Consider the following 25079-nt stretch of genomic DNA (forward strand, 5'->3'; position numbering starts at 1 on the left):
TGGAGACGAGTGTTGAGGCTTTATTAAAGTCTTTACTGGGCGGGAATCGGTGTGGCTTGTCCGTCTTTCGCAGTACTGGCTATCGCTTTAGAACCGGCTATTTCAAGCGCCTCAGCCAGCGTTGGCGTAAAGGCTAGCTTCTGTTCAATGGGCCTCAGGCCTGCTTTAGCGACATTCTTCAGCGGCTGAAACTGCAGGTCGGCAACGATCACAAAACTTCCCTTTTTGAATTTATCATCGAGGAAGTGATTGAGGGCTGATAACCCGCCGGCATCCAGAATCGGCACGGCATCCATGTAAAGAATAACGCAACGTTTCTCTGCTGAGATGAACGAAATCTCTGAGAAAATCCGGTCGGCCGCGGCAAAAAACAGCGGGCCGCTAATCTTATAGACCCCCCACTCTGCAGGCAGAGCCTCGGGAACCTGTTTACGGCTGTCGCTGACGTCGGTGACCTTGGTCATCTGGGCGATATCGCGCATGAACAGCAGTGATGCCAGCACAATACCGAAGGAGATTGCCACCACCATATCGATCAGAACGGTGAGTGAAAAGCAGGTTAGCAGTACCAGGATGTCGCCGGTTGGGGCTTTTTTTAACAGCTCCATTACCTTCGGTGCCTCGCTCATATTCCAGGCAACCATCAGCAGCATCGCCGCCATTGACGCCATCGGAATATAGGCCAGCCACGGGGCCAGGATCAGCAGGCTGGCAAGGACTACCAAACCATGGATAACTGCGGCAATGGGCGATTGTGCGCCTGCCCGGTAGTTTGCCGCTGAGCGTGCAAGTGCAGCGGTTGCAGTAATGCCGCCAAACCAGGGGGCTACAAGATTACCAACGCCCTGGCCCAGTAGCTCAACATTGGAGTGGTGCCGTTTGCCGCTCATGCTATCCAGCACGACTGCACATAACAGAGATTCAATCGCTCCCAGCATCGCAATGGAGAACGCGATAGGTACCAGCTGGGCCAGCTTGTGGAAATCCCACTCTATCGGATTGCCGTCCGGGCCTGGCTGTAACCATGGCCAGTTGAACTCCGGTAGTACCGGAGGGATGCCCTGACCGGAGGTGCCATCAGGCAACAGATAATGAAAACGTGAACCGATGGTGTCGACATCAAAGCCGAAGGTTGTTAGCAGCAGAGAGAGAATGACGCCGGTCGCCACTGCGGGCAGGTGGCCGGGCACTGGCACTCGCAAGCGGGGCCATACAATCAGTACAGCGAGGGTGAGCGCGCCTATTGCAACCTCCGGGAGGAGATAGCTGGGAAGCGCATGACTGAGGGCTAAGATTTTATCGATGTATTTTTCCGGCATCTCCTCCAGCTGCAGACCGAGAAAGTCTTTCATCTGCAGGGTTGCAATCACCACCGCAATACCTGAAGTAAAGCCCAGCGTCACCGGTTCAGGGATATACTCAATCAGCCGCCCGAGGCGGGTAAGCGCCATACCAATCAGCATGACGCCTGCCATCAGCGAGGCGATTAGCAGTCCGCTCAGGCCGAACTGTTGGGCTACAGGAAATAGAATAACCACGAACGCTGCGGTTGGTCCGGAGATACTGTAGCGTGATCCGCCGGTTAGTGGGATCAGAATTCCGGCAATAATGGCAGTATAAAGCCCGTATTGAGGAGGCACACCACTGGCGATTGCCAGGGCCATCGACAAGGGGATAGCGATAATGCCGACGGTGATACCGGCCATGATATCGCGATAAAGTTTAGCCGCACTATAACCCTCTTTAAACGTTTCGCGCAGGGCGCTGAACAGTTGAAGGCTGTGTAAATGCAATCGTTGTGACATGGTTAATCACTCTGGGTTAGGACGAGGACAATGTGAAAATCATCGCCAGGCTATTAGTGCAGGCGTGTTTTTAACCTTATCGGAGAAATCTTAAGGTTATAGTTATCAATACAGTGTTACATTACATGTTCATCATGGTCTAAATCAATGTTAATATGATTAACATAAACTTAAGTAAGGTACCGCAATGGAGCAGAGAACTGCACGTTTGACACTACTGATTGACCCTAAGAAGAAGGCAACTTTTGAGAAGTTATGCAGTGCTGAAGATGTCACCGCTTCACAGATGGTGAGAAAATTTATCCGTGAGTACATTGAAGAAAAGCTTGGGCCTGAGTGGCGTGATGAGGTGTTCAGTGGTGAAAAGTCGGATTAATGCCTCGGCCTCACTGATATTGATATCCCTGTAAGCTTGTTTGTTCTGGTAGTGGCAGTGATAGTGACTGTGACAAGAACTGCGGTATTGAGCGACTAGTTATAAACAGAAACAGTGCCACAAAGCTGTGCGTAACTCTTGGATAACTACTTGAAAGCCCCATTGTACGGGGCTTTGTGGCGGTGGGTTAAAATCCGTTCAGTCACCGTTTTCTGGTTTTTTTCTGTATGATTTTCAATCAGTTATCACTGTATATTTGAGTATTTTTTGAACACTTAAAATGTGTTTAGCTAATAGCTGAATGAATCCTCACGGGTGGCTAAGCCTCGTTAGTCGGCAATCTTTATGATCTGACTTTTAAACCCTTCTGGTACGGTGATCACCTTTCTTTCGTTGTAGTCGAAGAAGACGATGCCGGTCTTAACATGAGCAATCTCTACGGCTGTTTTCTTATTACTCAGCAGATAATAGATATCGCAGCCATATTTATTAAAATCACCGACCGCTACGTCAATCTGTACCTGGTCTCCATAAAACCCCTCAGCCTTATATACAATGGCAGAGTCAGTCATAATGAGACTGGCGCCCTCAATATCCATTTCGGTGTAGTTAAAAGAGTTGAGGTAACGCAGACGGGCTTCATGTACAAATGTCAGAACAGCATCGTTGCTGAGATGGCCACCATAGTTAATATCACTGATTCGAATAGGCATTTCGGTGCTAAAACTATAGTTTTCCGGCATATCAATTTTGATACGTGCCATGGGTAAAACTCCTGAAAAACAGAATAAAGTATTGATTACAATACACAGAATAGTGGAAGCAGAGTGATGAGTCTACGCGGATTCAACCCCTATTATCGCTGGGTGTTTCCCTGGTTGCTGGATCGGGTATCAAAAGTGGTAGCCACGGAACGTGATCAACTGCTATCGCAGGCAAAAGGGGTTGTTCTGGAGGTGGGGGCAGGTACCGGTACCAGCTTTCAGTGTTATCAGGATGATGTGACCAGCGTTGTTGCCCTGGAGCCTGATGTGGGTGTAATGCACAGAGCCCGCAAGGTATTGTCTTGTCTGCCTGACGCGCAGCGGGATAAGGTTGAGTTAGTGATTGCCGATGCGATGGATATCCCTCTGGCGGATAACAGTGTCGATACGGTTGTCTGCTTTCTTGTGCTATGTTCTGTGCCGAAGCCTGATCGGGCATTAGAAGAGATTTCACGGGTGCTAAAACCAGGCGGCCAACTACTTTTCTTTGAACATGTGTTATCAGATACTGAAGCGGTGCAGCGCTGGCAGCATCGCCTTAACCCATTTTGGCATCGTTGTGCTGGAGGGTGCCAACTGAACCGGCAAACCGAAGCGATAATTGCACAGGCAGGTTTTGATCTGCAGGTGGTCAGACGTTATCAACATGCATCATTTCCTGTGCTGGTCAGGCAATTGGTGACCGGCATCGGGGTAAGGCGCTGAAGCTCCCTGCATGTAGGGCTTAACACCTTTTCTGATATCGATGAGAATACAAGCGAGGATTGCAGATGATTAAAGTGAGCGTGATGTACCCGAACTCAGTCGGTGTCACCTTTGATATTGATTACTACTGTCACACCCACTTTCCGCTGGTGGCAACGTTATTGGGTGACGCACTGAAAAGTGTTGCGGTGGAATACGGTTTAACTGGTGCTACACCGGAAGAGGAGCCTGCTTTTATCGCGATGGGGCATATGACATTCGACTCAGTCGAGGCTTTTAAAACCGCTTACGGGCTAAATATTGTCGAGATAAAGGCAGATATTCCGAACTTTACCAATGTTAAGTCGGTTATTCAGATCAGCGAAATTAAGATCTAGTGGACAGGTTTTGTGCGCTCAATCTTCTGACGGCAGATTGATGCCGTTAATCACCTTTTTTGCCTCTGAGTAGTAATGAAAGTCTGTTTTTCTATTAACTGATCTCTGACGAGAGTCTGGAATCACTTTGAACTTACTCGCTATTGAAGGTCTGAAATACTAAAATGATCCGCTGTATGTGCTTCCGCTTCATAATTGTTTAGCCCTGCGATTGTTTTTAATGAGGTATCCCGCAGGGTGCGGATAGCGATAGTTCTGGGCATCAGCTAGGTAAAAAAAGGAGCGGCGTAGCGCTGTGGTAAAAGTACGCGAAGATCATCCAATACATGCTGACGGCAGTGTCGATCTGGATCTGTGGCTGCAACGATTGCAGGAGCAGGTCGAAGTAAAGGATATTGATACAGTCCGCCAGGCCTGTCTGTATGCTAAACAGTTAAAAGAGGAGGCAGAGACCACCGAAGATTCCTGGAAGGACAGCGATAGCTATCTCACCGGCCTGGAGATGGCTCAGATTCTAATTGAGCTGAATCAGGATCAGGACGCTCTGGTCGCGGCTATTCTCTATCGCAGCGTGCGAGAAAAACGCACCACGCTGGAGGATATCCGTCGCCGCTTTGGTCAGACCATCGCCACCCTGATCGATGGTGTGTTGCAGATGGCGGCTATCGGCAGTCGTCAGAACCCCCGACGTGAGAATGTATTGGGTCAGAGCGGTAATCCGCTCGACAACGTACGTAAAATGCTGGTCTCGATGATCGATGATGTGCGGGTTGTACTGATCAAGATTGCCGAGCGTACCTGTGCCATTCGGCGTGTTAAAGGGGATTCCCGCAAAAAACGCTATCTGGTGGCGCGGGAGGTGTTTGATGTGTATGCCCCGCTGGCGCACCGACTGGGTATCGGTCATATCAAATGGGAACTGGAAGATCTTTCCTTCCGTTATCTCAAACCCAACGATTATAAACAGATCGCTTCACTGCTGGATGAGAAGCGTCTTGACCGGCAACAGTTTATCGAAGATTCGGTCAGCATTCTGAATGCTGAGCTGAGCAAGGTTAACATTGATGGCGATGTGATGGGCCGGGCCAAACACATCTACAGTATCTGGCGCAAAATGCAGCGGAAAAATATCGCCTTTAATCAGGTTTATGATATTCGTGCGGTGCGGATTCTGGTGCCGGAAATTCGTGACTGCTATACCGTGCTGGGTATTGTGCATGGCTTGTGGCGCAACATCCCCCACGAATTTGATGACTATATCGCCTCGCCTAAGCCTAATGGTTACCGTTCACTGCATACCGCCGTATTTGGCCCTTCCGGTAAAGTGCTGGAAATTCAGATCCGTACTTTCTCTATGCATGAAGAGGCCGAGTTGGGCGTTTGCGCCCACTGGCTTTATAAAGGCACTGACACCCACTCGCAAAGTTCCAGCTACGAAGAGAAGATCGCCTGGTTGCGGCAGGTACTCGAGTGGACCGAAGATCTGGGCGGAACCGAAGAGTTCTCTGAAGTTATCGGTGGTGATGTCACCCATGACCGGGTTTATGTGTTTACGCCGGAAGGCCATGTGGTGGATATGCCGGTGGGATCGACACCGGTGGATTTTGCCTACCGGGTGCATACCGAAGTGGGGCACCGTTGTCGGGGGGCTAAACTCAATGGCCGTATCGTGCCGCTGACCCGTCAGCTGCAGACCGGTGATCAGGTTGAGATTCTCACCGCCAATGAGGAGCATCCACGGCGTGACTGGCTTAACCCTAACCTGGGTTATATCACCAGCGCCCGCTCCCGCGCCAAGATACAGCACTGGTTTAAACTTCAGGACAAAGATAAAAACGCCGCCGCCGGTAAGAAGATTATCGAGCGGGAGTTCCGCCGTCTGGCACTGGAAAATACCGACCTTGATTTCGCGCTGATGGCGAAAGCGGTGAATCACCGCTCCGCCGAGGATATGTATGCGGCACTGGGGGCCGGTGATATTCGTCTGTCTCAGGTAATCAACGCTGCGCAACAGCAGGTTGAGACTGATCATCATGATGAACAGCTGGATCTGGGCTTGCCGGGCAGTGGTTCACGTGCTCAGCCTGATTATGACGGCATTAAAATTCGCGGTGTCGGTAATCTGCTGACGACGATTGCGCCTTGCTGTAAGCCGGTGCCAGGTGATCCGATTATCGGTTATATCACCAAGAGTCGCGGAGTCTCTATCCATCGGGATGACTGTACCAATGCGTTTCAGCTGCGTCAGCAAGAACGCGAACGGATGGTTGAAGTCAGCTGGGGTGAAGAGGGTGAGTCAACTTATCCTGTGGATATCTATGTTGAAGCCTTCGACCGTGCCGGTCTGCTGCGCGACCTGATGATGGTGATGGCCAACGAGAATGTTAACCTGATCGCCGCCAATACCCAGTCCGATAAGAAGAGCAATATCGCTTACCTGTCGCTGACTATTGAGATCAGTCGTCTTGAGCTGCTGGGTAAAATTATGGATAAGATTAACCAGATTCCAAACGTTACCGAAGTACATCGTCAACGCAGTGGAACCCGTTAATGAGCTATACGCTGGATGATTTAAAGTCGTTGATGGCAAGGTTGCGAGACCCAGAGGATGGTTGCCCCTGGGACTTGAAACAGGATTTTGCCAGTATCGTTCCGCATACCCTCGAAGAGGCGTATGAAGTGGCGGATACTATCGAGCGGCAGGACTGGGATCACCTGCAAGGGGAGTTAGGTGATCTGCTGTTTCAGGTGATCTTCTACGCCCGCCTCGCGGAGGAAGAACAACGTTTCGGCTTTGACGATATTGTTGATACCCTGGTGACCAAACTGATTCGCCGCCATCCCCACGTTTTTCCTGAGGGCACCCTGGCCAGTCGGCGCAGCGCAGCCCCGTTGAATGAGCAGCAGATCAAAGAGACCTGGGAAGCGATAAAGGCTGATGAACGGGGTGAGAAACCTCATCAGGAGCCGCGGGTTCTGGATGATATTCCCATGGCGTTGCCAGCGCTGAATCGCGCTGAAAAATTGCAGAAACGCGCTGCCCGGGTTGGTTTTGACTGGGGTGATGTGCTACCGGTGCTGGATAAAATCGAGGAGGAGATCGCCGAACTTCGTGAAGCGATCGCTGCCGGTGATCAGCTGGAGATGGAGCATGAACTGGGCGATCTGCTGTTTGCTCAGGTTAATCTGGCCCGCCATATGGGCGTTAATCCGGAAACGTCCCTGCGTTATACCAATCAGAAATTCACCAACCGTTTTAACTATATCGAAGACCAGGTAACGGGTTCGTCAAAGGATTGGCAGGATTACACCCTGGATGAGCTGGATCACTGGTGGAACGAAGCCAAACGTAAAGGGCTATAGCTGCACACCGCACGGAGATAAGCGATGGGATCATTTCAATGGTTTATTCTGGCGGTCATTATCATGGCCGGGCTGGGTTACTGGAACTATCAGCGTATTGATGGCCAGCGTAAAGAGCTGTTAAGCGCAGGATTTCAAATCTCTGATGATCTCAAGGGCAATCCCGGCCTCGTAGTCAGCACCTCACAGAGACAGGTGGCGGTATTGATTCCGACGGGTTACCTGCGCGTCAGTTTCGACCAGATACAGCATGCAGAGATCCGTTCCCGTGATACGGCCGAGGCCGAAACCGATTTTCGTATCGCGCTATTATTGGATGGGGCGCCGGTGCCGGAGGTCGAGATCGGTTACCAGAATGTTCACAGTGTTGAGATTGCCCTGAAAAAACTGCGTCAGCTGACCGGCCATTAAACCGGCGATATCTAAATTGATACTAAGATAGTATTTGTGCTTTGCACAAATTGTGTAGTATCAATAGTACTTTGCAGAAATCACAGGGGACGCCGAATGACAACGCTTCACGAAGACTTGCGGGATGATGTGCGGATGCTGGGTGACTGTCTCGGACAGACAATTGCTGAGCATAAAGGGCAGGCGTTCCTAGACAAGATCGAAACCATCAGAGCCCTTTCGAAGTCGGGCCGTTCCTCAGGCAAGCCGGTCGATGACGAGTTGTTAAAAGCGCTCAGTGAATTGAGTGATGATGAACTGCTACCAGTTGCCCGGGCATTTACTCAGTTTCTCAATCTCTCCAATATTGCTGAAGAACATCACCGGGTTCGCCGCCGCTCCGGCGTCATGGATGTGTGTACCAGTGATTCCTTCTGTGGTTTGCTTGGGCGACTGCAGCAGCAGGGTTTAACCAAACAACAGATTGCTGCAGCGGTGCAGGATATGGATGTTGAGCTGGTGCTGACCGCCCATCCGACCGAGGTCAACCGGCGCACCTTGATTCAGAAGTTTGATGCGATTACCGAATGTCTGCAACGGATCGACCGTGGTGAAGATCTGCGTCACCGATTGCATGAGCTGATCAGCCAGGACTGGCACACCGATGCCATCCGTAAACAGAGACCGACCCCGATTGATGAAGCGAAATGGGGCTTTGCGGTGATCGAAAACTCCCTCTGGGATGCCGTGCCAGTGTTTTTGCGGCACATCGACCAGCAGCTGTTTGATGCGACTGGCGAACATCTGCCGCTGAGTAGCTCGCCGGTGCGCTTTGCCTCCTGGATGGGCGGTGATCGTGATGGCAATCCGAATGTGACCTCTGTAACCACCGAGAAAGTGCTGTTGCTGTCCCGCTGGATGGCGGCGGATCTCTATATCAAAGATATTGACCGGCTGCGCAGTGAGTTGTCGATGAACCGCTGTAGCGCTGAGATGCGCGCCCTGGTCGGTGATCACCCGGAACCGTATCGTGAGCTGCTGCGTGAGGTCGAAGCGCATCTGATTAAAACCAAATTCTGGACCACTGAGCGGCTTGAAGGCCGTCCGGTGGATAAAGAGGGGGTCTATATTGTTCCCCAACAACTGCTTGAACCTCTACTGCTGATCGATGCTTCACTGCGCAGTTGCGATATGGGGGTTATTGCCGATGGCCTGTTATCCGATACGATTCGCCGGGTGGCCTGCTTTGGCATGACCCTGGTGAATCTGGATATTCGTCAGAATGCGGATCGTCATGCCGAAGTGTTTGATGAACTCACCGGTTATTATGGTATTGGTTGCTACAGCGAGTGGAGCGAAACCAATAAGCAGATGTTTCTGCTAAAAGAGTTGCAGGAAAAACGTCCCCTGTTGCCTCGCGAATGGCAGCCCTCCGCCGATGTCCAGGAGGTGCTGGATACTTTTAGTGTCGTAGCCCGGGAAGAACAAAACTCACTGGGGTCCTATGTGATCTCCATGGCCAGTCAGCCATCGGATGTACTGGCGGTTATCCTGTTGCTGAAAGAGAGCGGTATTCGCCACAATATGCGGGTAGCGCCCCTGTTTGAAACCCTGGATGACCTGGATAATTCGGAAAACTGTATCCGCCAGTTGCTGGCGATCCCCTGGTATAAGACTTATACCGAGGGCCATCAGGAGGTCATGATCGGCTATTCCGATTCGTCTAAGGATGCCGGACAGCTGGCGGCGGCCTGGGGGCAGTATCGGGCTCAGGAAGTGCTGACTAAGGTATGTAAAGAATATGGCGTACATCTGACCCTGTTTCACGGTCGAGGCGGTACGGTTGGCCGGGGTGGTGGCCCAAGCCACACCGCGATTCTGGCACAACCTCCGGGTTCTGTGGCCGGCAGCCTGCGGGTGACTGAGCAGGGCGAGATGATCCGCTTCAAATTTGGCATCCCTGAAATAGCGGTGCGTAATCTCGAGCTATATACCTCAGCGACGCTTGAAGCAACCCTGGCACCCGCTCCCGGGCCGAAGTCGGAGTGGCGTCAGCTGATGGATGAGATGTCCCTGACCGGTCTGACCGCCTATCGCGAGGTGGTGCGTTTTGACCCGCAGTTTGTACCCTATTTCCGCTCGGCCACGCCAGAGCAGGAACTGGCAAAATTGCCATTGGGAAGCCGTCCGGCAAAGCGTAAAGCGGATGGTGGCGTTGAAAGTCTGCGGGCGATCCCCTGGATCTTCGCCTGGACGCAGATCCGCCTGATGCTGCCCGCCTGGCTGGGCAGTGATGTTGCCCTGCAGGAGACCCTGGATAAAGGCCAGTTTGAACTGGTGCAGACGATGCGCAGAGACTGGCCGTTCTTCCGCTCTTACATGGACATGCTGGAGATGGTGATGGCTAAGTCAGATGGCAATATCGCTGCCTATTATGAAAAGCGGTTGGTATCTGAAGAGCTGGCAGTGCTGGGCGCGGATCTGCGCTGTCGACTGGCGAATACCATTCAGCTGGTGAAAAAGATTAAGCAGCAGGAGACTCTGCTTGAGCATAGCCCGGTGATTCGCCAGTCAATTGAAGTGCGCAACCCCTATATTGATCCACTGCACTTTCTGCAGGCGGAACTGCTCTATCGGGACCGCAATCAACCGGATGAGCGACTGGAGCAGGCGCTGATGATTACCATGGCGGGGATCTCGGCGGGGATGCGCAATACTGGCTGATTGTCGTATCTATTGCCCTGTGCAGTCGCACTGAGCAGGGCAATAGATCTGTGTCGGTGGCGAAAACTGGCCGCCAAAGCCCATGAACAGGGAGATAAGTTAAGCTGACAATTATCAATCCCGGTCAACTAAAGCGGATCTTATCCTTTTAGGGGGTTGCTACCTCAGGCGGTTTTGACTAATCTCGAGCGTTCATTTTTACCGCTGAATGTCATAAATATGACAGCGTGGTGAAAAGTTGCCTCCCATAAATGGCCGAAACAGATATTGGTAGTAGGCCGAATGTCCTATTGTGAGTAGCAGGCAGAGGGCGATAATGTGCACTATTGTCGCGCAAATAAATTTCAGTCGGTGGTTATCTAATGAACGGCCGACACCAAGATTTTAAATTATAAAATTAGAAATGGAGCAATCCTTACATGCGAATTATTCTTTTGGGTGCACCGGGTGCCGGTAAAGGCACTCAGGCTCAGTACATCTGTGAAAAATACGGTATTCCACAGATCTCTACAGGCGACATGCTGCGTGCGGCGGTTAAAGCAGGTACTCCTTTGGGGATCGAAGCTAAAAAGGTGATGGATGCCGGTGGTCTGGTATCTGATGAAATTATCATTGGCCTGGTGAAAGAGCGTATTACAGAAGCCGATTGTGCTAACGGTGCACTGTTTGACGGTTTCCCCCGTACTATCCCTCAGGCTGATGCGATGAAGGATGCGGGTGTTGTGATCGATGCCGTTGTAGAGATCGACGTTGCTGACGAAGAGATCATCAAGCGTATGGCGGGTCGTCGTGTTCATCCGGGTTCAGGCCGGACTTACCACATTATCTTCAACCCACCTGCAGTAGAAGGTAAGGATGATGTCACCGGTGAAGACCTGGTACAGCGTGAAGATGATAAAGAAGAAACCGTGCGTCAGCGTCTGGATGTCTACCATGAGCAGACCGCCCCTCTGATCACGTATTACAAAGGCTGGGCAGAAGAGTCGCCTGCCGATGCGCCCAAATACAACTATATCGCGGGTGTCGGCAGTGTCGATGATATCCGTGATGCGGTATTTGCTGCGCTGGAAAAATAACCCCCGGTTGTTAATGTAAAAAACCGCTGCTTTGATGTAAGAGTCAAAACAGCGGTTTTTTATTGTCCGTTATTCCGCGATAATAGCGCTTTGTTTTGAAATGGAACTACACTGATGTCTCAGCCCAAAACCGCCGTGTTGCTGGTTAATTTAGGCTCACCGGATCAACCCACTCCCGCAGCAGTGCGCCGTTACCTTAAAGAGTTTCTCTCTGATCGCCGGGTCGTTGAGGGTGATGGGATTATGCGGCTGGTCTGGTTGACGGTGCTTAACTGCATTATTCTGACGTTTCGTCCGCGCAAGGTGGCAAAGCTGTACGCATCGATCTGGGATCAGGATTCGCCCCTGCGTCTGGTACTGAACCAACAGGTTGCTGCGTTGCAACTGGCGCTGCAGCAACAGCTGCCGCAGCGGGATATTCAGGTGTTTTCCGCCATGACCTATGGTAATCCTGGCCTGACAGCACGTTTAGACGAGCTGACCCAGGCGGGCTATCGTAAAATTCTGGTGCTGCCACTCTATCCCCAATATTCGGCCACCACGACAGCACCGATCTATGATCTGATCTCCCGTTTTCAGCAGAAGACCCGTGACTTTCCCGATATCCGGGTGGTGCATGACTACCATGATCACCCACTCTACATCAGCGCACTGGCACAATCGGTGAAGGCGTTTCGGGCGGATAATCCGCAGAGCGATAAGCTGGTGCTGTCCTATCATGGCATCCCACAGGAATATGCGGATAAAGGTGACCCTTACCCACTGCACTGCCATCGCACCTCTGAACTGCTGGCAAAACAGCTGGGACTGACCTCTGATCAGTGGCAGACCACCTTTCAGTCCCGTTTCGGGCCGAAGGCATGGTTGCAGCCCTATACGGATAAAACCCTTGAAAAACTACCAGAGAGCGGCGTAAAGCGGGTCGATATTATCTGTCCGGCCTTTTCGGCCGACTGTCTGGAAACCCTGGAAGAGATTGCCGTTGAAAACCGTGATGTATTCATGGAAGCCGGGGGCGAGCAGTATCACTATATTCCGGCGTTGAATGCTGAGCCGGGAATGGTCAGCCTGATGGTCGCGCTGGTGAAACAGAATAGCTGCGGCTGGTTTTGCCAGAGCTGCAATAACTGCAATACCTGTAATACTAACGAACAGAATGAGATAAACGATGCGTCCTGAATATATCTTTGGTATCCACGCCGCCACTACCACCCTGCAACGTGATAGCAAGCGGGTTAAAGGGATGTGGGTACTGAAAGGGCGGGTCGACGCGCGGATGCAGACGTTGCTGGACCTGGCCGCTGAAAAGAGTGTCCGGGTCGAGTGGAGCGGACGGAAAGAGCTGGATGAGATGGCTGAAAACGGCGTGCATCAGGGTGTGGTGGTGGCCTGTGAACCGATTCAGGCCAAGACCGAGCAGTTTCTTGATGCGCTGCTGGAAAAACTGGAAGAACCTGCTTTCCTGTTGGTGCTGGATGGCGTGACCGATCCTCACAACCTGGGTGCCTGTTTGCGTACCGCCGACGCCGCCGGTGTCCATGCGGTGATCGCCCCCAAAGACAAATCAGCGCCGCTCAACGCGACCGTCAGCAAAGTCGCCTGTGGTGCCGCAGAAGTGGTGCCCTACGTACTGGTCACCAACCTCGCCCGCACCCTGAAAGACCTGCAACAGCGCGGTATCTGGATCACCGGCACCGCTGGCGAAGCCGACACCCTGATCTACAATGCCGACCTGAAAGGCCCGATGGCACTGGTGATGGGCGCCGAAGGCCAGGGCATGCGCCGCCTCACCCGCGAACACTGCGACTTCCTGGTGAAAATCGATATGGCAGGGGAGGTCTCTTCCCTTAACGTATCGGTGGCGACGGGGGTGTGTTTGTTTGAGGCGGTAAGACAAAGAAAAGCTTAAGAGCCGTTGCTAGTGGTTAGATGGGGAGCAAGCTCCCCTTGCTAGAACGTCACTTCGTGACTTGCTAGAAAAAGCGGGGAGGTTCTGTAGGAGGCGCGCTGGGATGCCCTCTGGGTACCTCGCGGTTACGTTAACCGGCTAAGCAATTGCCTTGCACAGCACTTTGTTGCACACTCAGTTTATGGATAATTTAGCCAAGGCTAGATAAACACACTGATCAATGAGCCCATTCATCATCAGGGATGAGAATGCAGTAGCTGCCGTTTAGCTTTTCTCTTTATCACAGCGGACCTTGTAAAACGATAAAGCTTGCAAGCTATAGAGCCTTGTAAGGTCGGATTAATAGAGTTGTTAAGTGGCTTACGTATGAAGATAATCAGCGATTTCTTAGGTGAAATGAAGCGCCAATCGGAGCGCAGCCGATGTCTGCATTTCGAGCACGGCTCTCGCTGTACAGAGCATATTTCTGCCCACTCTATTCAAAATAGTGGTCAGCTGACAGAAATTTCCGAAAATGGACACGTTTACAAAATAAACGGACACTTTTCGACCCTGAAGAAAACCGGAGGGAAACCCGCACCCAAGAAGATAGGCCGAAATGATGCTTCTACATTTCTCGGTTTTTGTGGCACTCACGATACACAGCTTTTCCGGCCCATTGATACTATTCCACTCAAACCAACTTACGAACAAGTTGCCCTTTATGCTTACCGTTCACTTTGTCGAGAGTACTTCGTTAAGGAAAACGCAGTACGAACGCTAGAGAATCTAAAGGGGCATGAGGCCCTTACGAAGGAAAAATCAGAGTTTCTTGAGGCCGCACTAAAAGGCTTTGGTATCGGCTTTGAGGGTTTAATACATCACAAGCGACACTATGATAACGCCATTTCTAATGGCAAGTTTCATGAGTTTAAATATACCGTTTTTATAGCACATTCCAGGCAGGACTTAGCTTTTTCCGGGGTGCTGTACCCACATTTTGATTTTCTTGGGCGCCAGCTTCAGGATCTAGGAGTGGAAGGAGTCCCTCTTGACCTGATTACTTTTTTTTCTGCTCCAGCTGAAGAGGGTTGGGCCATCGGTATTGCGTGGCACGAGTCAAGTGATCGATATTGTAGAGAGTTTCTTAGGTCGCTCGCAACGCATGTCTACGAGGGAGCATCACTTGATGACGCAATACTTCGGTTTGTTTTTTCATGCTGTGAAAATCATGCCATTCGAATGTCATGGTGGGATGGTCTTAAAGAAAAGAGTCAGTCTTCCATTTTAGAGCGAGTGCGATTTATGACAAGCCTAGAATGTGGTTATGATCCGCGCCACTTGTGTGTAGTGCTTGAAGGTATTGCGAAATGGGAGTTTGGACATGTTTTGTCCAGCGACTGACCCGCGACCTAACAAATTGGTCTGAAGCGTTTGTAAAACGAAACTAAGGTTGATATGGCATTATTCGAGTTATCTCGTACCCACGCTCCCGCGTGGGAATGCATACGGAACTTTAATAATGGGTAGAAGCTGTTACAAAATTGTGTTGGACAGGCGGCAGTTAGATTTCACTTAGCCACAAAGAAGATGAGACTGTTCTTGTTTTTCGATCCTGTTAACGGGGATGTTGGGCTTCTCCTCAAAGGAAGACCAAATGCTTTCTTGCTCTGTCTTTTCTAGCAAGGAAAACGAAGTTTTCCGTCTAGCTACTCGCCACTAGCAAGTTGCGAAGCAACGTCTGATCAGCCGCGAAGCGGCGGTCTAGCTGCCACTGCTCTTTTCCATCAACCGCCGAAACGCTTCCTCCGGTACTGGTCTTGAAAACAGATACCCCTGCAGTTCTTCGCACTGTTCCTCTTTGAGAAATTGTAGTTGGTTTTCAGTTTCAACGCCTTCGGCAATGACGGTCATTTTCAGGCTTTTGCCCAAGGCGATGATCGCGCGGGTGATCGCTCTGTCGTTTTCGTCGACCTCAATATCACGGATGAATGCGCGGTCGATTTTTAGTTTGCTGATGGGGAACTGTTTCAGATAACTCAGTGAGGAGTACCCCTGTCCGAAGTCGTCAATTGATAGGCTGATGCCCATCTGATGCAAGGCCTGCAACACTTTGCGGGATAGCTCAGGATTCTCCATCAGCGCGCTTTCAGTGATTTCAAACTCGATACTGGAGGCATCGGCGTCGGAGCACTGGAGCATCTCAGCCACCTCATCTACGATCAGATCGCTGATCTGCTGGGTTGAGAAGTTAACCGCGACCTTCGGTATGGTGTAACCCATTGCGTGCCAACGGCTTATATCCCGGAGGGCTTGTTCGATCACCCATCGGCCGATAGGGGCGATGAGACCGCTTTCTTCGGCGTAGGGGATGAACTGATCGGGTGCAAGTAGCCCCCTTTCTGGGTGATTCCAGCGAATCAGAGCTTCAGCCGCGACAATCCGGCCTGTCTCAGTGTTTACCTGAGGTTGATAATAGAGTTCAAACTGATCATTTTTGAGTGCTTCATTGAGCTGCTCTAAGAGATTAAATCGCCTGGAGGCGGCTTCCGTCATCGACGAGTCGTAGAAGCAGTAACCATTTCTGCCGTTGTGTTTTGCCTGATACATTGCTGAGTCGCCATTGCACAGAATCATGTCAGGGGTGCTGGCATCTTTAGGGAACAGGCAGATACCTATACTGGCGGTAACACGAAACGAGTGCGCCTGAATCTCAAATGGACGCTGTAGCTGACCGAGTAGTTTACGGGCGATTGTTTCAGCTTCATCATCGTTCAACAGGCCGGTAATCACAGTAAACTCGTCGCCCCCCAGTCGCGCAACCAGATCCTCGCTGCGTAGCACCTGGGTGAACCGTACAGAGACCTGGCGTAATAACTCATCGCCTGCGCTATGTCCCAGGGTATCGTTAATCTCTTTAAAATGATCAAGGTCGATAAACATCAGCGCTGCATTCAGAGGCTGGCCCTGAGATCGGTCGAGCATCTCCTTTAACTGTTGCCAGACATAGCGTCGATTCGGCAGAGCGGTGAGGTGGTCATGCAGAGTACTGTGGCGCAGTTCTGCCGATTGCTGGTTGAGTCCGGAAATCATTTTGTTGACACTGTCACTGACCAGTTTGAACTCATTAAAGTGAATCTCTTCAGGGTTCAGATGGGTCAGGTTGTCGACGGATCTTTCAAGGTTGGAACGGAACACCTTTAAGTTCTGCGATAGCTTGCGCATCATGATATAGAGCAGGAAGCCAATTACGGCCATGGTGACCAGAATTATTTTCAGCGTATTGAAGACTTCCTGCTGAAACTCTTTTTTACGGGCATCAATATGCAGGGCAATCTTGTTTTTGACTGTATCAGTGTAAAAACCTGTGCCGATGAATATTTTCCATTCTTCCATTCCCAGAATGAAGGCGACCTTTTCTGATTTTTCACCGCTGTTCTTTTCCCACACATAGCTGCTGAACGCGCCTTCTGGATTTTCCCGGGCTAAGCGTGAGTTCTCCTGCACGACTTTGGTTCCCCGGGCGTCGACGATATCCCAGATATTTTTCTGGCCACCATGATATTCGCCATTGGTGACATAGAGGTCGCCATCGTAGGAGTTTATAAAATAGTAACCTTCTTTATTCGGGCCGAAAGAGATATTGGCAATCCGTTGAAAAACTTCATCTTTGAGTTGTTTTTCAAATAGCTCTAGATAGTCCCCGGTACCGATCACGAGGCTGTAGGGTTTGAATAACCTGAGATAACTGTATTTGTTTTGTGACTCTTTTCCATTGGGTAATAGCCATTGGTAACTGATAAACGCTTCTTGCTGATTGTGTAAGCGCGCGAGTGTTTTGCTCACCACTTCCCTTTCAGCCGGAGGGAAAACCTGGGTGAAATGACTTTTCTCTAAGGAGGGTTTGGGCGGATAGAGGTTTAGTACACCATCGAGTGTATAGATAAAGTAGTAGCCTCTGCCCTGATTAAATCTGAGATCGCGCAGCGCGGCGTAAATCATATCCTGAATCTCTGCATCAGGAAGTTTGCCTTGCTGGTTAAGATAGATCGATTCTGCTATTTGATAGGCCTGGTCAACTCTCTGTTTCAGTTCTGTATTGAGTTTGTTATTCGCCAGTCTGCTCTCGCTCTGCAGGTAGTGCTTTATCGAGTGAACCCGGGCTTCAATCTCTTGTTTCTGCAGGGTGAGGTACTCTTGCGCAAAATGTTCGCCATCCCGCTCAAGGTATTGATACTGATTGCTGATCCACAGATAACCAATAAAGCAGCAGGCCAGAATAAACACGGTAATGGTTGCAAAAAAATAGCCAACGACGCTGAACGTAATCGGTTGTCTTAAACGGCTATTATTCAACGTTCTGTCCTTAATGATTTGTCAGGGAGAAACAGAAGTGCCGGGAAAACCAACGATGTAAAAAGAGATCAAATTTACACGGGCTACCCAGATTTAAATCTACAACATCAGAAACGTTTTGTCGCTTTGGGTGTGTGCATTTTGGTGAGACTGGCGAAATGTATTATTGCGATAAAAAAGAGAACCAAAGGCTCTCTTTTTTACGTTTTTTCCAGCTACTAACTAACCACTAGCAAGTTGCGCAGCAACGTCTAGCTACTTTCTAAGCCAAAACCTCTTGCGCATGCAGGGCGATCATCGCCTCCTCGTTGGTGGGAATTACCCGAACCAGCACTTTAGCGCTGGCTTTGCTAATGATCGCTTCACCCTCTTTGTTGGCGCTTTTGTTCAGTTTAACACCCAGCCATTCGAGTTGGTCGCAGATACGTTTGCGCAGTTTACTGTCGTTTTCGCCGACGCCACCGGTAAACACCAGTTGCTCTAAACCTTGCAATGCTGCGGATAAACGTCCGATCTCCAGCGCTGCACGGTAGGCGAACATGGCGATCGCTTCTTCCGCTTCTGGCTGGTCTGATTGTTCCAGTTCCAGCATATCGGAACTGATACCAGAAACTCCCAGCCAGCCACTCTCTTTGTAGAGGAAGTTTTCCAACTGGTCGGTATCCATGTGGTAGTGGCGTTGCAGGTAGAGCAGTACGCCGGGGTCGATGTTGCCGGTACGGCTGCCCATTGGCAGGCCGTCAACCGCAGTAAAGCCCATGGAGGAGGCGATCGATTTTCCTTTCTTGACTGCGCACATGCTAGCGCCCGCGCCGAGGTGACAGATCACGGTTTTTTCGCTTTCGGCACCCTTGCCAATTTTTTCCAGTGAACGCTGTATGAACTCATAAGAGAGCCCATGGAAACCATACTTATGCACTCCAGCTTCGGTGTATTTGCGGGGGATGGCGTAATGGCGCTCAATGTCGGGCTGGCCGATATGGAACATGGTATCAAAGCAAGCGATCTGCGGCAGTTCAGGCTCCAGTCGCTGACAGGCGCGGATCAGCTTGAGATTGTAGGGTTGATGCAGTGGGGCCAGGGGAATCAGCTCTTCCAGTCTGAGGAGAATCTTCTCATTGATCTTCACCGGGTCACTGAAGCTTTGGCCGCCATGCACGACTCGATGGCCAAAGGCGCTGATGCGACTGTCGGGCATCTGCTTACGCACCCACTGGATAACCTGATCCAGACAGGCCTGGTGGCGGTCTTCGGTGTCGATCGCGCTCATATCCGGTTGATGTTGCTCCAGTGTTTCACCACGGCTGGAGATGACTTTCATCACCGGAGCGTTGAGAATATTGCTTAGTTTAAACTGATAGAGACACTCAGTACTCTCGGCCTGCGGTGCAAACAGGGCACATTTCAGGCTGGAAGATCCACCATTAACGGTCAGAACCAGACTCATCTTACTTTACTCCCTGTGGGTGCAGAACCATGTGAGATGCCAGGGCGCAGGAGGCCAGGCGTGCCAGCGTGCCGTCAGAACGGCTGTTGAGGATAATCGGGGCGCGGGCACCGAGTGCCAGACCGGCTGATTTTGCATCTGCCAAGTAGATCAGTTGCTTAGCGATCATATTCGCGGACTCAAGGTCCGGGGCCAGCAGAATGTCAGCATCTCCGGATACTGCAGAGGTAATGTGCTTATCAATGGCGGCTTGCAGGGATATGGCGTTATCAAACGCCAGCGGCCCATCCAGAATCGCGCCGGTGATCTGACCCCGGTCAGCCATTTTACACAGGGCTGCGGCGTCGATAGTGCTCTGCATCGATGGCTTAACTTTCTCTACCGCCGCCAGAATAGCCACTTTAGGCTCTTTCATTCCCAACGCATGGCAGAAATCTATCGCATTTTGCACGATATCCCGTTTGGTTAGCAGGTCGGGGGCAACATTGATTGCCGCGTCGGTGATCATCAGTGGTTTATGATAGTTCGGCACGTCCAGTACAAAGATGTGGCTCAGGCGACGTTCGGTGCGAATCCCCAGTGTTTTATGAATTACGGCACTGAGCAGTTCTGACGTGCCCAGGTCGCCCTTCATCAGGGTTTCTGCCCGGGCTTCACGAATCAGTCGTACGGCTTGTTCAGCAGCGGCATGGCTGTGTTCTACATCGATCAGCTCATAGTTATCGATATTCAGTTCATATTTATCAGCTGCCGCTCTGATCTTGGCTGAAGGGCCTACCAGAATTGGAGTTATCAGGCCGCGTTCAGCCGCTTCGATGGCACCCATCAGACCGTTGTGTTCAACCGGATGAACCACTGCTGTGGTGACAGGACGGGCTTTAACCGCTTCATCAATAAAGAATTCCAGCTGGTTATGGATGGGGGGCTTTTCTGAAAGAATCATTTTACTGCTCCAGGTATTCAACGGTTGATAACGCCGGGTGACCGCGTTAAACCTATACATTTGGTACGATCAGCTTTTACATTTACTCTATGACAAGAGTATGACCTTCTTATGACGCAGTGCAACATGCAGGTTAGTTAAAATGAGTAGTTTTTGTGTAAACCGATGATTAACTGATATATCGTATTTGCTAAATTTAATAGGGGCTAGAACGTAGCTGCGCGACTGCTAGTTGTTAGACGGAAACTTCGTTTCCTTGCTAGAAAAAGTAATAAAAGACAGTAGCTAGATGTGAACAACGTATCTGAAATCTACAGCTAGACGTCGCATCGCCGCTGGCTCGTGGCTAGCTAGCTAGCAAGTAAAACGAAGTTTTACGTCTAACCACTAGCAAGACACGAAGTGTCGTCTAGCGAGTCGCTCAGCGACGTTCTGTTCCCGGATACTTGCTATCCGGGAAGCGCTGCGGTGTAATCCAATAAACAATTTATAGCACGAGGGTTGGTTCAATGGATTGTCTGTTTTGTAAAATTCTGAATAACGAGATTCCGGCGGATATCATTTATGAGGACGATAAGGTTATCGCTTTTAATGATATCAGCCCTCAGGCGCCAACCCATGCTCTGATTATTCCCCGTAAACATATTGCGACGCTGAATGATATTGACGCCGACGACTGTGGTCTGGTTGGTCATATGGTGATGGTGGCGGGTAAGATCGCTGAACAGCAGGGGTTTGATGCCGACGGCTATCGGACGGTGTTTAACTGTAACAGCCACGGTGGACAGACGGTTTATCATATCCATCTACACTTGCTGGGTGGTAAGCCGATGGGCTGGCCACCGTATCAGGACAAACTGAAAACCCCGGTTTGATTCGAGAGCCGCATAGCCAAAAAGAAACCGCCATTACGGCGGTTTTTTGCGGTGGTCCAGCTGCTAAGCGTTTCAGGCAACCTCTTCGGCCTGGGGTTTTGGCGGACAGTGGAGTTCATCGATAATCTCTCCAGCGGGCGAGACCGATTCCAGATGCACATCAAAGCCCCACAGCCGGTGAAGATGTTTGAGCACTTCATCGGTATCGTCACCCAGGGGTTGTTCATTGTGCATATAATGGCGCAATGTCAGTGACCGGTCACCTCTGATGTTGACGTTGTAGATCTGAATATTGGGTTCCCGGTTGCCAATGTTATAGCTGGCCGCCAGGTTTTCCCGGACTTGCTGATAGCCATCATCATCATGTATGGCGCTGATCTGCATGGTGCTCAGGGTTGAGTTATCGGTGATGGTAAATAGTTTCAGCTCACGGATCATGTGGGGTGACAGGTATTGCAAGATAAAACTTTCATCCTTGTAGTTGCGCATCGCATGCTGCAAGGTTTCATTCCAGTCGCTGCCGGCTATATCGGGGAACCATTTATAGTCCTCTTCGGTGGGGTTTTCACAGATACGACGAATATCCCGCATCATGCCGTAACCCAGTGCGTAAGGGTTGATACCGTTGAAATAGGGCGCGTCAAACGGCGGCTGAAACACCACACTGGTGTGGGAGTGGAGAAACTCCATGATAAAACCATCGGTGACCAGGCCTTCATCATGCAGATGGTGCAACAGAGTGTAGTGCCAGAAGCACGCCCAGCCCTCGTTCATCACCTGAGTTTGCCGTTGTGGATAATAGTATTGAGCAATTTTTCGCACGATGCGCACAATTTCCCGCTGCCACGGTTCCAGTAGTGGCGCATTTTTTTCAATGAAGTAGAGGATATTTTCCTCCGGGTCTTTGGGGAAACGGGGAGCTTTATCTTTTTTAATTTCGTCTTTCTTAGGAATAGTATTCCACAGCTGGTTGAGGTGTCGCTGGATATACTCTTCGCGATCCATCAGGCGGTTTTTTTCCTCTTCCGGGGTAATCGGCTGCGGGCGAAGGTAACGGTTAACGCCGTAGTTCATCAGCGCGTGACAGGAGTCCAGCATCTGTTCGACGGCATCGACACCGTGGCGCTCTTCACATTTGGCAATATAGTTTTTCGCGAACAGCAGATAATCAATGATGGCCGAAGCATCGGTCCAGGTGCGGAACAGGTAGTTGCCTTTAAAAAATGAGTTGTGACCATAGCAGGCATGGGCGATCACCAGTGCCTGCATAGTCATGGTGTTCTCCTCCATCAGGTAGGAGATACAGGGGTTTGAGTTGATGACGATCTCATAGGCCAGTCCCATCTGGCCGCGTTTATACTGCTGCTCGGTGGAGACAAACTGTTTGCCAAAGGACCAGTGGTTGTAATTCAGCGGCATACCCACGGATGAGTAAGCATCCATCATCTGTTCAGAGGTGATAACTTCGATCTGGTTAGGATAGGTATCCAGACCATAATGCTCTGCTACCCGGGCGATCTCCTTATCGTATCGCTGGATCAGGTCGAAGGTCCATTCTGACCCGGTGGAAATCGGCTCACGCTTTTTCATAGGGTCACTCCTTTTTCTCAAACAGTTTTCTGAACACCGGGTAGATATCCGAGGGGTCAATGATGGTCTGCATGGCAAAGGTTTCACCGAACTTTTCGCGAATCTGCTCATACTCCAGCCACAGGTTCTGATGTGGCCCGGTGGTTATCTCCACATAGGCAAAGTATTGCACCAGTGGCAGAATCTGCTGTTCGAGTACTTGACGGCAGACGTGTGAATCGCCATCCCAGTTATCCCCGTCAGACGCTTGAGCAACATAGACATTCCAGTCGCCGGGAGGATAACGCTCACGGATAATCTCTGCACTTAGATTTAGGGCGCTGGAGACGATGGTGCCACCGGTTTCCCGGGAATAGAAAAACTCCTCTTCGTCGACCTCTTTTGCATGGGTGTGGTGGCGCACAAACACCACCTCAATTTTTTTATAGCTACGGGTGAGAAACAGATAGAGCAGGATAAAGAAACGCTTGGCGATATCCTTAATCGATTGGGTCATTGAACCGGATACATCCATCACGCAAAACATCACGGCTTTGGAACTGGGCACCGGGGTGCGGATCAGGTTGTTATATTTAAGATCAAACTCGTCGATAAACGGCATCCGTTTGATCCGCTTGTTCAGGGTTTTAATCTCTTCGTTAAGGGCTGCGATCTGTAGCACGGCTTCCTGATTGGGCAGCCGCCCCTCCAGGGTTTTAATCTCCGCTTTGAGTTCCCGAATTTTGCGGCGTTCTTTGCCTGACAGGGCTATTCGCCGGGCGTTAGCCGCCCGCAACGAGCGGACAACATTGAGCTTATCGGGCGAACCGACACTGGTAAAACCGGCGCGGCGTACTTCAAAGCTGGTGGCGTCGCGCAGCTGCTTTTTAATCATGTTGGGCAGTTCAAGATCCTCAAACATAAAGTCGAGAAACTCTTCCTGATTGATCTGGAAGGTAAACTCGTCTTCACCTTCCCCCTGATTGCTGGCTTTCCCCTGGCCGGAACCACCGCCACCACCGCCTCCTGCTTGATTGTCTTTGTTGCCTTCTAGCTCCTTGGCCCATTTTCTAAGTTGCTCAGCCCATTGTTTTGACTGAGTGATGGCTGCGAATGAGAGGTTTGCGGCGACGCGGGTGGAGAGGATTTCCATGGCTTCATCAATGCGCGACTCCTTCATCGCCTCGACCAGATTTTTGTGCTCCTCCTTCTGCGTCCGGGCATAGTAGTGAGAGAGGTCTTCCTGAATCCAGCGCACATCGGCTGCCGTCTGGCGTTGCTGATCGGAGGAGGCCTTGATGGCGCGCTGCTCGACGGGATCAAGCTCTTCAAACGAGCTGCCGATGACCTTATCGATGATGTCGATGAATGCGGAGGCTATTCCATCTTGCTCGCTGGCGGCGCGCTTGAGCCGATTCACAAAGGTGCTGGCTTCGAAGTTTTGGTTGGCCTCGTTCGCATCCTTGAGAGCTTGCTTCATTTTCTCCAAGGCCTTCCTCTGCTCCTCGACGGCTTCCTTCAGGTCCTTTTTAGATTTTTCCTCGGTATTGCGCTGGCTTTGTGCATCTTCGAGTTTTTTCTCCACCTTGGGTAGATCCTCCTTGGAAAGTTCGCGCATCGCTTGTAGCGCCTTGGACATCTTTTTCAGAGCTTCTTTATCGATTTCACCATTGCGTAAGGCATCTTTGAACAGCTCTTCCATTTTCTTAGTTAGAGCTTTCATACGCTCTTTGTTTTCACGCTCGGCATCCTGTTGTTTTTGAAGTTTCTTGCGGGATACGTGCCAACGCATCACCAATACCTACTTTAGCACCTTCAGCTAAACCTAAATTGGCATTTACAGGCAAGAAGTACTGTGCTGGCATATTAGAGCCAGGCAAGAATACATCTTTACCTTTGTCATCAACTAATTTAATCATTGGACGCAACTCTTTACTGCTCGCGCCACGTTGTTTAGCATCCGTAATCAAGGTGCTGGTTAAACCGGTAACATCATCCGTTTGCTTAGTAACAGATACGCCATCAATCATGTCAATTAATTTCACGTAGCCATCTACTTCTGAAATAATTGGATGCATATGAGGATCCCAGTTTGCCACCACGTGACCACGCTCAACATTATCACCTTCCTTCACAGACAATACTGCACCATAAGGTACCTTATAACGTTCACGCTCACGACCGTATTCATCCGAAACGGTGATTGCACCAGAACGAGAAACGGTAACAGAATGCCCTTTAGAATGTTGAACAGTCTTCATATTTTGGAAGCTGATCATACCACCATTACGCACTTCAATTTTGTTTTCAGCTGTTGCTCGAGATGCCGCGCCACCAATATGGAAAGTACGCATGGTTAACTGTGTTCCTGGCTCACCAATAGACTGAGCTGCAATAACACCAGTTGCCTCACCCACATTC

The 25079-nt window shown here is 50.5% G+C and carries 19 protein-coding genes and 1 pseudogene; 12 read left to right on the forward strand and 8 right to left on the reverse strand.

Annotation, left to right across the window (positions count from 1 at the left end; all coding sequences use genetic code 11):
* Positions 1-32: 32 nt before the first annotated feature.
* Complete coding sequence (dauA, locus tag Q0499_RS03245) at positions 33-1805, reverse strand: C4-dicarboxylic acid transporter DauA (RefSeq protein ID WP_299195996.1); 1773 nt, start codon at positions 1803-1805, stop codon at positions 33-35.
* Positions 1806-1992: 187 nt separating this feature from the next.
* Here dauA and Q0499_RS03250 point away from each other — a divergent pair, with 187 nt between their 5' ends.
* Positions 1993-2181: a CopG family transcriptional regulator gene (locus Q0499_RS03250; protein ID WP_299195998.1), complete on the forward strand. Its 189-nt coding sequence runs from the start codon at positions 1993-1995 to the stop codon at positions 2179-2181.
* Positions 2182-2510: 329 nt separating this feature from the next.
* Here the strand turns inward: Q0499_RS03250 and Q0499_RS03255 are convergent, their stop codons facing one another.
* On the reverse strand, positions 2511-2945 hold the full coding sequence (locus tag Q0499_RS03255; protein ID WP_299196000.1) for a thioesterase family protein: 435 nt from the start codon (positions 2943-2945) through the stop codon (positions 2511-2513).
* A gap of 66 nt (positions 2946-3011) precedes the next feature.
* On the opposite strand from Q0499_RS03255, the gene Q0499_RS03260 reads away from it, so the two are divergent.
* The 10 genes from Q0499_RS03260 (at position 3012) to Q0499_RS03305 (ending at position 14872) form a co-directional block, all read left to right on the forward strand.
* Positions 3012-3650, forward strand: coding sequence for a class I SAM-dependent methyltransferase (locus tag Q0499_RS03260; RefSeq protein ID WP_299196002.1), 639 nt, complete (start codon positions 3012-3014; stop codon positions 3648-3650).
* A gap of 65 nt (positions 3651-3715) precedes the next feature.
* Positions 3716-4027 (forward strand): EthD family reductase, encoded by a 312-nt coding sequence (locus tag Q0499_RS03265; protein WP_299196004.1) that lies wholly within the window; start codon positions 3716-3718, stop codon positions 4025-4027.
* 295 nt (positions 4028-4322) lie between these two features.
* Entirely contained in the window at positions 4323-6578 is a 2256-nt protein-coding gene (gene relA, locus Q0499_RS03270; protein ID WP_299196006.1) for a GTP diphosphokinase, read from the forward strand.
* Positions 6578-7390 carry a nucleoside triphosphate pyrophosphohydrolase gene (mazG, locus tag Q0499_RS03275; RefSeq protein WP_299196008.1) on the forward strand — a complete coding sequence of 271 codons (813 nt, stop codon included), beginning with the start codon at positions 6578-6580 and terminating at the stop codon, positions 7388-7390. The genes relA and mazG overlap by 1 nt, the downstream gene beginning before the upstream one ends.
* A gap of 24 nt (positions 7391-7414) precedes the next feature.
* Entirely contained in the window at positions 7415-7801 is a 387-nt protein-coding gene (locus tag Q0499_RS03280; protein WP_299196010.1) for a hypothetical protein, read from the forward strand.
* Positions 7802-7897: 96 nt separating this feature from the next.
* Entirely contained in the window at positions 7898-10504 is a 2607-nt protein-coding gene (gene ppc, locus Q0499_RS03285) for a phosphoenolpyruvate carboxylase (RefSeq protein WP_299196012.1), read from the forward strand.
* A gap of 419 nt (positions 10505-10923) precedes the next feature.
* Positions 10924-11580 carry an adenylate kinase gene (adk, locus tag Q0499_RS03290; RefSeq protein WP_299196014.1) on the forward strand — a complete coding sequence of 219 codons (657 nt, stop codon included), beginning with the start codon at positions 10924-10926 and terminating at the stop codon, positions 11578-11580.
* A 114-nt stretch (positions 11581-11694) separates the two neighbouring features.
* Positions 11695-12759 carry a ferrochelatase gene (gene hemH / locus Q0499_RS03295; protein ID WP_299196016.1) on the forward strand — a complete coding sequence of 355 codons (1065 nt, stop codon included), beginning with the start codon at positions 11695-11697 and terminating at the stop codon, positions 12757-12759.
* Positions 12749-13489: a 23S rRNA (guanosine(2251)-2'-O)-methyltransferase RlmB gene (gene rlmB / locus Q0499_RS03300; RefSeq protein ID WP_299196018.1), complete on the forward strand. Its 741-nt coding sequence runs from the start codon at positions 12749-12751 to the stop codon at positions 13487-13489. Before hemH ends, rlmB begins: the two co-directional genes overlap by 11 nt.
* Positions 13490-13855: 366 nt before the next feature.
* Positions 13856-14872, forward strand: coding sequence for a hypothetical protein (locus tag Q0499_RS03305; RefSeq protein WP_299196019.1), 1017 nt, complete (start codon positions 13856-13858; stop codon positions 14870-14872).
* A gap of 360 nt (positions 14873-15232) precedes the next feature.
* Here the strand turns inward: Q0499_RS03305 and Q0499_RS03310 are convergent, their stop codons facing one another.
* The 3 genes from Q0499_RS03310 to Q0499_RS03320 all read right to left on the reverse strand — a co-directional run bounded on the left by Q0499_RS03310 (position 15233) and on the right by Q0499_RS03320 (position 20214).
* Complete coding sequence (locus tag Q0499_RS03310; RefSeq protein ID WP_299196020.1) at positions 15233-17824, reverse strand: EAL domain-containing protein; 2592 nt, start codon at positions 17822-17824, stop codon at positions 15233-15235.
* Positions 17825-18086: 262 nt separating this feature from the next.
* A complete protein-coding gene (locus Q0499_RS03315; protein ID WP_299196021.1) occupies positions 18087-19271 on the reverse strand; it encodes an acetate/propionate family kinase in 1185 nt (394 codons plus the stop codon).
* A 1-nt stretch (position 19272) separates the two neighbouring features.
* On the reverse strand, positions 19273-20214 hold the full coding sequence (locus tag Q0499_RS03320) for a bifunctional enoyl-CoA hydratase/phosphate acetyltransferase (RefSeq protein ID WP_299196022.1): 942 nt from the start codon (positions 20212-20214) through the stop codon (positions 19273-19275).
* Positions 20215-20723: 509 nt separating this feature from the next.
* On the opposite strand from Q0499_RS03320, the gene Q0499_RS03325 reads away from it, so the two are divergent.
* Positions 20724-21089 carry a histidine triad nucleotide-binding protein gene (locus Q0499_RS03325; protein ID WP_299196023.1) on the forward strand — a complete coding sequence of 122 codons (366 nt, stop codon included), beginning with the start codon at positions 20724-20726 and terminating at the stop codon, positions 21087-21089.
* A gap of 72 nt (positions 21090-21161) precedes the next feature.
* Here Q0499_RS03325 and Q0499_RS03330 read toward each other — a convergent pair whose 3' ends face one another.
* From Q0499_RS03330 to Q0499_RS03340, 3 genes and pseudogenes are all read right to left on the reverse strand, one after another.
* Complete coding sequence (locus Q0499_RS03330) at positions 21162-22679, reverse strand: SpoVR family protein (RefSeq protein ID WP_299196024.1); 1518 nt, start codon at positions 22677-22679, stop codon at positions 21162-21164.
* Between the two features lie 4 nt (positions 22680-22683).
* Positions 22684-24450, reverse strand: coding sequence for a DUF444 family protein (locus Q0499_RS03335; RefSeq protein ID WP_363317769.1), 1767 nt, complete (start codon positions 24448-24450; stop codon positions 22684-22686).
* A pseudogene (locus tag Q0499_RS03340) lies at positions 24395-25079 on the reverse strand (DNA-directed RNA polymerase subunit beta'); the annotation flags it as partial. The pseudogene Q0499_RS03340 and the gene Q0499_RS03335, both read right to left, overlap by 56 nt.

It is taken from the genome of uncultured Amphritea sp. (assembly GCF_937127095.1).
In the GTDB taxonomy this organism is placed as follows: domain Bacteria; phylum Pseudomonadota; class Gammaproteobacteria; order Pseudomonadales; family Balneatricaceae; genus Amphritea.

Excerpts from the sequence above, each read along its gene's own strand:
- dauA (WP_299195996.1), bottom strand. The coding sequence starts at position 1,805 with ATGTCACAACGATTGCATTTACACAGCCTTCAACTGTTCAGCGCCCTG.
- Q0499_RS03250 (WP_299195998.1), top strand. The coding sequence starts at position 1,993 with ATGGAGCAGAGAACTGCACGTTTGACACTACTGATTGACCCTAAGAAG.
- Q0499_RS03255 (WP_299196000.1), bottom strand. The coding sequence starts at position 2,945 with ATGGCACGTATCAAAATTGATATGCCGGAAAACTATAGTTTTAGCACC.
- Q0499_RS03260 (WP_299196002.1), top strand. The coding sequence starts at position 3,012 with ATGAGTCTACGCGGATTCAACCCCTATTATCGCTGGGTGTTTCCCTGG.
- Q0499_RS03265 (WP_299196004.1), top strand. The coding sequence starts at position 3,716 with ATGATTAAAGTGAGCGTGATGTACCCGAACTCAGTCGGTGTCACCTTT.
- mazG (WP_299196008.1), top strand. The coding sequence starts at position 6,578 with ATGAGCTATACGCTGGATGATTTAAAGTCGTTGATGGCAAGGTTGCGA.
- Q0499_RS03280 (WP_299196010.1), top strand. The coding sequence starts at position 7,415 with ATGGGATCATTTCAATGGTTTATTCTGGCGGTCATTATCATGGCCGGG.
- ppc (WP_299196012.1), top strand. The coding sequence starts at position 7,898 with ATGACAACGCTTCACGAAGACTTGCGGGATGATGTGCGGATGCTGGGT.
- adk (WP_299196014.1), top strand. The coding sequence starts at position 10,924 with ATGCGAATTATTCTTTTGGGTGCACCGGGTGCCGGTAAAGGCACTCAG.
- hemH (WP_299196016.1), top strand. The coding sequence starts at position 11,695 with ATGTCTCAGCCCAAAACCGCCGTGTTGCTGGTTAATTTAGGCTCACCG.
- rlmB (WP_299196018.1), top strand. The coding sequence starts at position 12,749 with ATGCGTCCTGAATATATCTTTGGTATCCACGCCGCCACTACCACCCTG.
- Q0499_RS03305 (WP_299196019.1), top strand. The coding sequence starts at position 13,856 with ATGAAGATAATCAGCGATTTCTTAGGTGAAATGAAGCGCCAATCGGAG.
- Q0499_RS03315 (WP_299196021.1), bottom strand. The coding sequence starts at position 19,271 with ATGAGTCTGGTTCTGACCGTTAATGGTGGATCTTCCAGCCTGAAATGT.
- Q0499_RS03320 (WP_299196022.1), bottom strand. The coding sequence starts at position 20,214 with ATGATTCTTTCAGAAAAGCCCCCCATCCATAACCAGCTGGAATTCTTT.
- Q0499_RS03325 (WP_299196023.1), top strand. The coding sequence starts at position 20,724 with ATGGATTGTCTGTTTTGTAAAATTCTGAATAACGAGATTCCGGCGGAT.
- Q0499_RS03330 (WP_299196024.1), bottom strand. The coding sequence starts at position 22,679 with ATGAAAAAGCGTGAGCCGATTTCCACCGGGTCAGAATGGACCTTCGAC.
- Q0499_RS03335 (WP_363317769.1), bottom strand. The coding sequence starts at position 24,450 with ATGCGTTGGCACGTATCCCGCAAGAAACTTCAAAAACAACAGGATGCC.